Here is an 11,196-nt window from a genome sequence, read left to right on the forward strand (position 1 = left end):
TATTTCGCCTTCTTCGTATTCTTTTATTACTTTTTTCTTTAATTCTAAACTATATTTTTTCATTGCAGCCTCTTTTCTAGCTACAACTTTTGGGGAGTCCTACAGACCATGCGGAAGGTCCCTTGGGCCTCCCCTTGAGACGGAGATTCAATAGTAAATAATAATCATTTAATAAAAGATAAAATAACGAAGAATTAAACCTCATAATAATATTGTCTTGGATAATAAAGTAGGGGTTTTAGGGGCAAGCCCCTAAAATAATTTTATATTGTATAAAAGTCTAGCTTTTTTGGGTATTAATATAACGATACTTAATGAAAGGATTTTTATGAAATTAGGAATTATTGGGGCTGGGAAAATTGTCCAGGAACAACTCACTTTTTTAAATGATATAGATGGTATTGATCTTCTTGCTATTGCGGCTACTAGCCGTAGTGAGGAAAAACTCAAAGATTTATGCCGAAGATATGAAATTCATAAATATTACACTGATTATGAGAAGCTTCTAGCTGATGATGAGGTTGAGGTTGTTTATGTAGCTCTTCCTAATAATCTCCACTATGAGGTTATGGATAAGGCCCTTGATTATGGTAAGGATATTATTTGTGAGAAGCCTTTTACTGCTGATATCAACCAGGCCCTTAAGATTTTTAGGAAGGCTGAAAAGAAAAATCTAATCGTCCTTGAAGCTATGAGTAACCGTTTTAATCCAAATGCTCTTGCTGTTAAGGAGAGGATAAAGGATTTGGGTAAGCTTAAGATTGTTTCTTTTAATTATTCCCAATATTCATCTAGGTATGATGCCTTTAAGAAGGGGGAGATTGCCCCAGCCTTTAGCCTTGGTCATGCTGGTGGAGCCCTTATGGATCTCAATGTTTATAATATTGATTATGTGATTAATCTTTTTGGCGTGCCAGAGGATGTGAAATATTTTCCAAATATTGAAAATTCTATCGATACTTCTGGAGTCATGGTTATGGATTATGGAGATTTTAAGGCTGTTTGTATAGGGGCTAAGGATTCTTCTGCAGAATTTTTAAATACTATCCAAGGAGAACATGGAACTATTACTATTAAGGATGCCTTAAATTCTTTTGACACAGCTGTTATTTCTATTAAGGGTCAGGATGATGAGCTTTTAGAACTTGATGGGACTAAGTCTAGACTTTACTATGAATGGATTGACTTTGATAAAATTATAAAAGACAGGAATTACAAAAAGGCAAATGACCTTGCTGATTTAACTTTGGCAACTGTCGAAGCTATAAATCAAGCTAGGATTGAGGCGGGCATATTTTTCCCATCTGATGAGAATTAGTTGTTAAAAATTTGTTTAATTTAAATGAATTATGTTATAATTAACATAAGGTTTATTGGACAGATTTAAGATATTATGTGTATTTTAAAAGGTTCTAGAGGTTTTAAGTTTTGGAATCGGTGATTTAGGATTAAATCAGTTTTTATAACTGTTTAATAAATCAAAATATTTGTATTTTATACAAGAAAGGAGTTATTATGGTAGGAATTATCCTAGCAAGCCACGGGGCCTTTGCTGAGGGTATTAAGGAATCTGCTCAAATGATTTTTGGAAATCAAGATAAGTTTGAAGCGGTTGTTCTTAAACCTTCTATGGGGCCAGATGACTTTAGGGCAAATCTAGAAGCTGCTATCGAAAAACTCGATTGCGATGAAGTTTTGTTCCTATGCGACCTTTGGGGAGGTACCCCATTTAACCAATCTTCTGCTGTTCTTGATGGACACGAAGATAAGTGGGCTATTGTCGCAGGTCTTAACCTTCCAATGGTTATAGAGGCTCTTAGCGAGAGATTTACTGAAGAATCTGCTCATAAGATTGCAACTACAATCATTACATCTGCTAAGGAGGGCATCAAGGCTAAGCCTGATAGCCTAAATCCTGTTGAAAAGGTAGTTGAGGCTGAAGCTAAGACTGATAGCGAAGTTGAAAAGAAGATGGTAGGTGGAACTATTCCTGAGGGTACTGTTCTTGGTACAGGAGAAATCGATATACCTGTTGCAAGAATTGATACTAGGCTTTTACATGGTCAAGTTGCAAGTAACTGGACTAAGGCTATAAGGCCTGACAGGATTATTGTTGTATCTGACAATGTTGCTCACGATGCTCTTCGTAAGCAAATGATTATGGAGGCTGCTCCTCCAGGAGTTCACGCTCACGTTGTCCCTATCAAGAAGATGAAAGAGATTCAAGATGACCCAAGATTTGGGGCTACTCGTGCCTTGCTTCTATTTGAAAAACCTCAAGAGGTTTTAGAATTCTTGGAAATGGGTGGTAAGCTTGATACTGTAAATATCGGATCTATGGCTCACTCTAAGGGCAAAGTTGTTGTTACAAATGTACTTGCCATGGACAAGGACGATGTTGAAACTCTTGAGAAGATTAAGTCAATGGGTGTTAAGTACGATGTAAGAAAAGTACCAGCTGACAGCCCAGAAAATTACGAATCTATTATCAAAAAAGCTAAAAGCGAATTAAATATGTAGGAGAAATTATGAGTATTTTTAATATTATTTTAATCGGCCTAGTAGCTTTCCTAGCTGGTTGTGAAGGTATTTTGGACCAATTCCAATTCCACCAACCACTTGTTGCTTGTACCCTTATAGGTCTTGTAACAGGCCATCTTAGAGAAGGTATTATACTTGGCGGTTCACTTCAAATGATTGCCCTAGGTTGGGCAAATATCGGTGCTGCGGTTGCTCCAGATGCGGCTTTAGCATCAGTTGCTTCAGCTATTATCATGGTTTTAGCCCTAGAAGGTGGAACAGCTGATCCAACTACAGCTATTAACACTTCTATAACCCTTGCTATTCCTCTATCAGTAGCAGGTTTATTCCTTACAATGCTTGCCAGAACTCTAGCTATTCCATTAGTTCACGGTATGGATGCTGCAGCAGAAAATGCTGACTTTGGCAAAATTGAAACCCTTTCATGGATAGCAGTAGCTATGCAAGGTCTTCGTATCCTTGTCCCAGCTCTAGCACTATGCTTTATCCCACCAGCAGCTGTAACAGAAGCTCTTAATAGGATGCCAGAATGGCTAACAGGTGGTATGGCAGTAGGCGGCGGCATGGTAGCAGCTGTAGGTTATGCTATGGTTATCAATATGATGAGTACAAAAGAAACTTGGCCATTCTTTGCCCTAGGTTTTGTACTTGCTGCAATTCCAAACCTAACCCTAATTGCTCTAGGTGTTATAGGTTGCGTACTAGCAGTAGTATACATGACCCTAAAACAACTAGCTACATCTAATAGTGGAAGTGGTAATGCCGGAAGCGGTGACCCACTTGGCGATATAATCAATGATTATTAAGGAGAAGCTATGACTGATAAAACAATAAATAATGAGAAAAAAATAAGTCTTTCAAGATCTGCTCGTGTTAAGGTTTGGTGGAGACACCAATTCCTACAAGGATCTTGGAACTATGAAAGAATGCAAAATGGTGGTTGGGCTTTCTCTATAATTCCTGCCATCAAAGAACTTTACAAAGATAAAAAAGACCAAGCTGATGCCCTTAAGCGTCACCTAGAATTTTATAATACCCACCCATACGTATCAAGCCCAGTAATGGGTGTAACCCTAGCTATGGAAGAAGAAAGAGCTAATGGTACACCAATCGAAGATGCGGCAATAAACGGTGTTAAGGTAGGTATGATGGGACCTCTTGCAGGTGTAGGAGATCCAGTATTCTGGTTTACCTTTAGACCAATCATAGGTGCCCTTGGTGCATCTCTTGCCCTAACAGGTTCTCCTTTAGGTCCACTTTTATTCTTTATTCTTTGGAATGCCCTAAGAATGATATTTGAATGGCAAACCCAAGAGCTAGGCTATAAGGCTGGTAATGAAATAACAAAAGACCTTTCAGGCGGTGTCCTTGGTAGGATTACAACCATGGCATCAATTTTAGGTATGTTTATAGTAGGTGCCCTAGTACAAAGATGGGTATCAATCAAATTTGCCCTAGATGTATCAGCTGTTCAACAACAACCAGGTTCATACATTGACTGGGCAGCCCTACCAGCAGGAGCTGAAGGAATCCAAGCGGCCCTTAAACAATTTTCAGCAATAGGACCAACAGCCCTAGATCCAGTAAAAGTCACAACTTTACAACAAAACTTGGACTCACTAATACCTGGTCTAGTACCACTTCTACTAACCCTAGGTATTTGTAAATTACTAAAGAAAAATGTTTCTCCAATTACAATAATCTTAGCCCTATTTGTAATCGGTGTAATAGCTAAATTCTTTAGAATAATGTAAGATGATTCAAAGCCAAAATTCAAAAGTCGATCTTAAGATAAAGGCTAATCTATTGGGAGGTCTCCTCAGCAGGGGGGACCTCCTTATAGGTAATAAGGCTATAGAATATTATAACGAAAGAGATGTAAGAGATTATATACAAATTCCCTATAAGGAAATAAAGCTCATAACAGCATCGGTAATACTTGATAAGAAAATAACCAGATTTGCCATTCACACCAAGGCAAACGGCGATTTTATCTTCAACACCAAAGACAACAAAAAAGTCTTAAGGGCTATAAATAAGTATTTGCCGGATGATAAATTAAGAAAATCCCTTACAGTCATGGATTATTTAAAGAAAATATTTAAAAGATAGGTCCTAATCGGGCTTAGACTGAGGATAAAGTAGATGAAAAGCACAAACTCATCTACTTTTTCTATGCAATAGATAATAAGTATTTATATACAAAACAAGTAAGCAAGATAAAAACGGGTATATATATCTAAAAGATATATTTAAGGAGATATTATGGCAACAATTAGTACAGGTCTTTGGGGAGATTCTAACACTTTTAACTTAAAAGAGATTGACTCATCTAAGGTAAGAAGTGAGCTTTTAGATTTTTTTGTTGATGGCGAGGAAATCATATCTGCCTTTGAGACAATTAGAGATCAGGTTGTTTTTTCTAATAAGAGGATTCTTGTCGTCAATGTTCAAGGAATTACCGGCAAAAAAAGAGCTTATATTTCTTATCCTTATTCAAAGATTCAATATTTTGGTGTTGAAACTGCAGGTGTTTTGGACATTGATAGTGAGCTTTTCCTTGCATTTAATGATGGCAAGTCTCTTTCGTTTGACTTTAAAACTAGCGTTGATATAGTTAGCATCTCAAAGGTTATAAGCTCATATGTACTTTAAGAACTAGTGAGTACAAATTGTGTACCCATTAAGAATTTATTTTAAAATAAATTCTAAAATCCCTTTTGTAGCTCTAAGGCTGTGGGGCTTTTTTTATCAATAAAGTGAAAACATTTTCTCAAAGGGGTAGAAATTTATTAGAAGTTATTATATAATTATAGTATAAAAATAAAAATGGACATAAAATTAACAACAAGTCCAAGAAGGAGCAATATATGAAAAACTATAATACATCTAAGATCAGGAATCTCGCCTTGGTAGGGCATTCGGGAGCCGGTAAAACTTCACTTACTGAATCCCTTTTATTTAAAACTGGTGTTATCGATAAAAAGGGAAAAGTAGAATCTGGAAATACAGTTTCAGACTACGAAAAACAAGAGAAAAAGAGAAATATTTCCCTACAAACATCAATTATTCCGATAGAATACAACGATTATAAATTAAATTTCATAGATTCTCCAGGATTTTTTGACTTTGAGGGTGAAGTATTGCAGGCTCTAAGGGCAGCAGAATCAGCTCTCTTTGTAATAGATGGTGAAAAGGGCATAGAAGTTGGTACAGAAAAATATTGGAAATATACTCAAAAAATTAATTTACCTTCCATTATTTTTGTAAACAAACTTGATAAGGAAAACGCTAATTTTAATAAGGTTGTAAGTGATCTTCATATAGAATTTGGTAAAAACATCATTCCTCTAACCCTAATGCTTGGCGAAGGTGAAGAATATGAGGGCATCATAGATGTCATGGATAAAAAAGCCTACACCTATCACAATGATGAAAAGGCTGAAGCAGAAATTCCAGAAATAAGAATGGCAGAAGTTGAAGAAGTTTACAACCAAGTCATAGAAGCTGTAGCTGAAAGTGATGACGCTCTAATGGAAAAATTCTTCGAAGGCGAAGAATTCTCAGAAGCAGAAATTAGAGAAGGTCTATCAAAGGCAATACTAAATGGTAAGGTAGTTCCACTTATAGCAGGTTCTACAGAAAAAATGATAGGTCTAACAAGCCTACTTGACTGCATAATTAAATACATGCCAGCAATCGATGATGAAGCGGCTAATATAGGTTTTAGGGTAGCAGATGGCTATGAGGCTTTTGAAGCAAAAGAAGATGCGCCATTCTCTGCAGTAGTATTTAAGACCCTTGCAGACCCATTCTTAGGAAAGATTTCAATCTTTAAGGTTCTATCAGGTTCAATTTCAAGAGATGACAAGCTTTATAATGCAAGTAAAGATAGAGATGAAAAGATAGCTTCACTCTTCTACCTAAGAGGAAATGAACAAATTAAAACAGATAAGGTCGTAGCTGGTGATATAGGAGCCTTTGCTAAACTTGAAGCAACTTCTACTGGCGATACACTTTGCTCTAAAGAAAACAAAATCCTTTATAAACAAGTTAAATATCCAAAACCAGTCCTATTTTACGCAATAAAGGCTGTAAGCCGTGCTGATGAAGATAAGATTTCTGAAGCCCTACAAAAACTAGCTGAAGAAGATCCAAGCTTTAACAACGAGATGAATAGAGAAACAAGTCAACAAGTCCTATCAGGTCTTGGCAATGTTCAGCTTGAAGTAATAATGGATAAGCTAAAAGATAATTACTCTGTAAATACAGAAATAGTAGAATATAGAATCCCTTATAGAGAAACAATCAAGGGCAAATCAGATGTTCAAGGTAAACACAAAAAACAATCCGGTGGTGCAGGCCAATATGGTGATGTATTTATCAGATTTGAACCAACAGAAGAAGACTTTGTCTTTGATGAAGAAGTATTCGGTGGAGCAGTTCCTAAAAACTACTTCCCAGCTGTAGAAAAAGGTCTAGAGGAATCTCTACTAGAAGGCCCATTAGCAGGCTTTAAGGTAACAGGCGTAAAGGCAACCCTTTATGACGGTTCTTATCACCCAGTAGATTCTAACGAACAAGCCTTCAAAACAGCAGCAAGAATAGCCTTCAAAAAAGGTATAGAAGAAGCAGACCCAATCTTATTAGAACCTGTAATGGCTCTTGAAATCAATGTTCAAGACGCTAACATGGGTGATGTAATGGGAGATATGAATAAGAGACGTGGTAGAATCTTAGGCATGGAACCACAAGAAGATGGTAGCCAAATAATCAAAGCAGAAGCACCGCTTTCAGAAGTTCTAACCTACGCAATAGACCTAAGAAGCCAAACATCAGCAAGAGGAAGCTTCTCAATGGACTTTGTAAGATATGAAGAGGTTCCAAAAGAAATAACCCAAAAAGTAATAGAAAATTACAAGAAAGACTAAGAGGAAATACTATGGCAAGATGGGAAATACTCGATATTGACCCTTATTTGAGTGATTATGAAAATGATATTAATCTAAGGATGGATCGATTACAAGAGCAAAAAAATAGGTTTTTAGCAGATGGCAAATCACTTAAAGATTTTGCCAATGCCCACAATTATTACGGCTTCCACAAGGTAAAAGGAGGCTGGATATATAGAGAATGGGCTCCAAATGCTGACGGTCTTTATCTAATAGGAGATTTTAATGGATGGGATAAGCACTCCCATCCTCTCCATAAAATAAATGACGAAGATTGGGAAATCTTTGTCGAAGGAATCAGGACAATCCCACACAAATCAAGGATAAAAGTCCTAGTAGATGCAAATGGTAGATTATCAGAAAGAATACCACTTTATGCAAGAAGGGTCGAAAGAAATGAAGACTTTGACTATGCTATGGTTCTAGAAAATCCAAGGAAAGAATTTGAGTGGACGGACCAAGATTTTGAAATAAAAAAGGACAATCCACTAATTTATGAAGCCCACATAGGAATGGCAGGTGAAGAAGGCAAGGTATCATCCTACAAAGAATTTGAAAAATATATCTTGCCAAGAATACAAAAGGCGGGCTATGACACGGTTCAACTTATGGCTATAGCCGAACACCCATATTATGGATCATTTGGCTATCAAGTATCAAATTTCTTTGCACCATCTTCCTGGTATGGGGAAAATAACGACCTAAAGAGTTTGATAAACACAGCCCACCAAATGGGTCTTAATGTAATAATGGACCTAGTTCATTCCCACTCAGTCAAAAACACAGCTGAAGGTATCAATGAATTTGACGGCACCGACTATCAATTTTTCCATGCAGGCGGAGAAGGTAACCATCCAGACTGGGATTCCAAGCTTTTTGATTATCACAAGGCAGGAGTAAATCACTTCCTTCTATCAAATGTTAAATATTGGCTAGAAGAATATCACTTCGATGGTTTTAGGTTTGACGGAGTCACCTCCATGATCTATAGAGATCACGGCAGGGGAGAAGCTTTTGATAATTATGGCAAATATTTCTCAATGAATACAGACATAGATGCCTTAAATTATTTGCAAATGGCCAACGAATTAATCAGAGAAATCAAGCCGAAGGCCATAACCATAGCAGAAGATATGTCAGGTATGCCAGGTATGTGTTTGCCAGTAAGCCAGGGCGGTATAGGATTTGATTATAGGCTAGCGATGGGAATGCCAGATTTCTGGGAAAAAGCCCTAGAGAAAAATGACTACGATTGGAACCTATCCAACATGTGGTACGAACTAACAACCCACAGACCAAATGAAAAAAGAATAGGCTATGTAGAAAGTCACGACCAAGCCCTAGTAGGTTCAAAAACCACCATCTTCAGGCTAGCAGATAAGGAAATGTACGATTCCATGTCCAAAGACAGCCATAATCTAATCATAGACAGGGCCATAGCCCTCCACAAGATGATAAGATGGATAACCATATCAATGGGAACAGATGGTTACCTAAACTTCATGGGCAATGAATTTGGTCATCCAGAATGGATAGACTTCCCTAGAGAAGGCAACGGCTTCTCCTATCATTACGCACGTCGTATGTGGTCTCTAGCCGATGCAGATTATCTAAAATACCAATATCTAAACGAATTTGATAGGGCCATGATAGAATTTGTTAAGGAATACCATCAATTAGGCAAAACAAGCTATAGGCTATGGCTGGATAACGATAGAAAAATTATAGCCTTCAGAAATGGAGACCTAGTCTACCTATTTAATTTCCACCCAACAGATTCCTACGAATCCTTTCACCTACCAATCCATGATATAGGAGAATTTAAAGTTCTAATGGACTCAGACGAATTTAGATTTGGTGGTTTTGGCAGAATAAGTCACGATTACACATACACAACAGAAAAACTTCCGGGCACTGACTATGATGGCATAAAAATATATATACCATCAAGAACAGCCCTAGTCTTAAAAAAGGTCAAATAATGAAAATAACAGCATTAGGAGATTCTTTTACCCAAGGCTACTTAGTAGAAGAAAAATCATACACCCGCTTTTTACAAAAGGCGGGTTTTGAAATTAAAAACCTTGGAGTAAATGGGTCGACAACAGAAGAGATGTTAAATAGATACAAGAGATATCAAAAATTAAAAGAAAAAGAAGATCTACTAATAATATTTGGTGGCACCAATGATTTTATGAATGGTAAAAGCCTCAAATTTGTAGAAGATAATCTAAAAAGTATACTAAATATATCTCAGGCAAGAAAAACGATGATAATAAGCCCTCCTTATATAGAAGAAGAAAAAACCTTCAGCTTCTATGAAGGAGTCAATAGGAAATTAAAGTCCCTAGAAGAAAAAACACATAGGGCGGATTACTATATAAGGGCAAGCCAAATTGATGGACATTACTTAGATGGAATCCACCTAGCAAGCGACTTTCATCAAAATCTAGCTAGAGAAATAGAAAAAATCCTAGGAGAAAAAATTGACAGAAACAGCAAATGAGCAAATAGCAGATACTCTAGAAAAAACACCATTCATATCAGAATTAGTCAAAAATCAGTTGGTCCTAAAATTAACATCAACACTGATAATGATATTAATAGGGCTAGTTTTTCTGAAAATAGCAAGAAAATTAATAGACAAACTAATAGAAAGTGAAAGGTCAGGGAAAATTGCCAACAAGTCGAAAATAAAAACTGCAGGCAACCTCCTCTACTCAATAATAAAAACAATAGTTGTTTTTGTAGTACTTATAGGAATATTAGATGGTCTAGGAATAAATACCTCAGCACTCATAGCTACAGCAGGAGTTGGAGGTCTAGCCATAGCCTTCGCATCACAATCTATAATCAGCGACTTTATAAAAGGAGCCTTTATAATAATAGATGATAAGATAAGAGTAGGAGAATGGATACAGACAGCAAGTGCAGAGGGAGAAGTAGAAGAGCAAAACTTAAGAACCACAAAAATAAGAGATTTCAACGGGTCAATCCACATAATCCCAAACTCCCAAATAGAAAAAGTTCAAAACTTCAACAGAGGGCCAGCTAAATCAGACGTATCCTTCAGATTATCCTATGACACGGACCTAAAAGAAGCGAAAGACATAATAGAAAAAGTATCTAAAGAACTAAAAAATAGCGAATATAAAAAAGACTTTATAAAAGACTTTAGCTTTTTTGAAATAAACAGCTTCGATGAATTCTCATATAAAGTAAGAATGCTAGCGGAAGTCAAAGCAGGGAGCCAATGGGCTATAGCAAGAAAAGCAAGGGAGCTAATAAAATTAGAGATGGAAAAAAGAGGGATAAAAGCAAGCTTAGTGGGGTGCGAAACAAATGAAAAAATATAAAGTAGATGACATAATAACCCTAAAAAAGGGCCATCCATGTGGAGAAAACCTCTGGCAAATCGAAAGAGTAGGAGCAGACATCAAGCTAAGATGTACAGGCTGTGATAAAATAATATGGATGAAAAGATTGGAATTTGATAAAAGAATCAGAAAAATAAAAGATAAGAATGGAAAAATGGTATCAATAGTAAACTATGAACCAGAAGAAGATTAATTAAGTAGGGGCTGTTGCAAAAGTCCTAACATAGAAAAAGACGAGGAAATTAAACATCCTCGTCTTTTTCTGATACAATGTATTTATGAAACAAAATAGTAATACATCATCATTAACTAATCTTACACTAGTT

11 protein-coding genes are annotated in these 11,196 nt (G+C 36.5%); all 11 read left to right on the forward strand.

Going from position 1 to position 11,196, the window contains the following annotated elements; all coding sequences use genetic code 11:
• Positions 1–328 precede the first annotated feature (328 nt).
• The 11 genes from NH286_RS09845 (at position 329) to NH286_RS09895 (ending at position 11,063) form a co-directional block, all read left to right on the forward strand.
• A complete protein-coding gene (locus tag NH286_RS09845) occupies positions 329–1,318 on the forward strand; it encodes a Gfo/Idh/MocA family protein (RefSeq protein WP_265238601.1) in 990 nt (329 codons plus the stop codon).
• A gap of 197 nt (positions 1,319–1,515) precedes the next feature.
• Positions 1,516–2,520: a PTS sugar transporter subunit IIB gene (locus tag NH286_RS09850; RefSeq protein WP_265238603.1), complete on the forward strand. Its 1,005-nt coding sequence runs from the start codon at positions 1,516–1,518 to the stop codon at positions 2,518–2,520.
• Between the two features lie 8 nt (positions 2,521–2,528).
• Positions 2,529–3,347 carry a PTS mannose/fructose/sorbose transporter subunit IIC gene (locus NH286_RS09855; protein ID WP_106461054.1) on the forward strand — a complete coding sequence of 273 codons (819 nt, stop codon included), beginning with the start codon at positions 2,529–2,531 and terminating at the stop codon, positions 3,345–3,347.
• 9 nt (positions 3,348–3,356) lie between these two features.
• A complete protein-coding gene (locus NH286_RS09860) occupies positions 3,357–4,295 on the forward strand; it encodes a PTS system mannose/fructose/sorbose family transporter subunit IID (RefSeq protein WP_106461053.1) in 939 nt (312 codons plus the stop codon).
• A 1-nt stretch (position 4,296) separates the two neighbouring features.
• Positions 4,297–4,653 carry a DUF956 family protein gene (locus NH286_RS09865; protein ID WP_265238605.1) on the forward strand — a complete coding sequence of 119 codons (357 nt, stop codon included), beginning with the start codon at positions 4,297–4,299 and terminating at the stop codon, positions 4,651–4,653.
• Between the two features lie 153 nt (positions 4,654–4,806).
• Entirely contained in the window at positions 4,807–5,196 is a 390-nt protein-coding gene (locus tag NH286_RS09870; RefSeq protein WP_106461051.1) for a PH domain-containing protein, read from the forward strand.
• A gap of 215 nt (positions 5,197–5,411) precedes the next feature.
• Positions 5,412–7,472, forward strand: coding sequence for an elongation factor G (fusA, locus tag NH286_RS09875; RefSeq protein ID WP_265238608.1), 2,061 nt, complete (start codon positions 5,412–5,414; stop codon positions 7,470–7,472).
• An 11-nt stretch (positions 7,473–7,483) separates the two neighbouring features.
• Complete coding sequence (locus NH286_RS09880) at positions 7,484–9,475, forward strand: alpha-amylase family glycosyl hydrolase (RefSeq protein WP_265238610.1); 1,992 nt, start codon at positions 7,484–7,486, stop codon at positions 9,473–9,475.
• Positions 9,475–9,999: a GDSL-type esterase/lipase family protein gene (locus NH286_RS09885; RefSeq protein WP_265238612.1), complete on the forward strand. Its 525-nt coding sequence runs from the start codon at positions 9,475–9,477 to the stop codon at positions 9,997–9,999. The genes NH286_RS09880 and NH286_RS09885 overlap by 1 nt, the downstream gene beginning before the upstream one ends.
• Entirely contained in the window at positions 9,980–10,849 is an 870-nt protein-coding gene (locus NH286_RS09890) for a mechanosensitive ion channel family protein (protein WP_265238614.1), read from the forward strand. Before NH286_RS09885 ends, NH286_RS09890 begins: the two co-directional genes overlap by 20 nt.
• The gene (locus tag NH286_RS09895) at positions 10,836–11,063 is read left to right on the forward strand and encodes a DUF951 domain-containing protein (protein WP_265238616.1); all 228 of its coding nucleotides are present in this window, start codon (positions 10,836–10,838) and stop codon (positions 11,061–11,063) included. Before NH286_RS09890 ends, NH286_RS09895 begins: the two co-directional genes overlap by 14 nt.
• Positions 11,064–11,196 lie beyond the last annotated feature (133 nt).

This window comes from Anaerococcus sp. NML200574 (assembly GCF_026131665.1).
GTDB lineage: Bacteria > Bacillota > Clostridia > Tissierellales > Peptoniphilaceae > Anaerococcus > Anaerococcus kampingae.

Bases quoted from the DNA above. Each gene is read 5' to 3' on its own strand.
- NH286_RS09845 (WP_265238601.1), top strand. From the start codon at position 329: ATGAAATTAGGAATTATTGGGGCTGGGAAAATTGTCCAGGAACAACTC.
- NH286_RS09850 (WP_265238603.1), top strand. From the start codon at position 1,516: ATGGTAGGAATTATCCTAGCAAGCCACGGGGCCTTTGCTGAGGGTATT.
- NH286_RS09855 (WP_106461054.1), top strand. From the start codon at position 2,529: ATGAGTATTTTTAATATTATTTTAATCGGCCTAGTAGCTTTCCTAGCT.
- NH286_RS09860 (WP_106461053.1), top strand. From the start codon at position 3,357: ATGACTGATAAAACAATAAATAATGAGAAAAAAATAAGTCTTTCAAGA.
- NH286_RS09865 (WP_265238605.1), top strand. From the start codon at position 4,297: ATGATTCAAAGCCAAAATTCAAAAGTCGATCTTAAGATAAAGGCTAAT.
- NH286_RS09870 (WP_106461051.1), top strand. From the start codon at position 4,807: ATGGCAACAATTAGTACAGGTCTTTGGGGAGATTCTAACACTTTTAAC.
- fusA (WP_265238608.1), top strand. From the start codon at position 5,412: ATGAAAAACTATAATACATCTAAGATCAGGAATCTCGCCTTGGTAGGG.
- NH286_RS09880 (WP_265238610.1), top strand. From the start codon at position 7,484: ATGGCAAGATGGGAAATACTCGATATTGACCCTTATTTGAGTGATTAT.
- NH286_RS09885 (WP_265238612.1), top strand. From the start codon at position 9,475: ATGAAAATAACAGCATTAGGAGATTCTTTTACCCAAGGCTACTTAGTA.
- NH286_RS09895 (WP_265238616.1), top strand. From the start codon at position 10,836: ATGAAAAAATATAAAGTAGATGACATAATAACCCTAAAAAAGGGCCAT.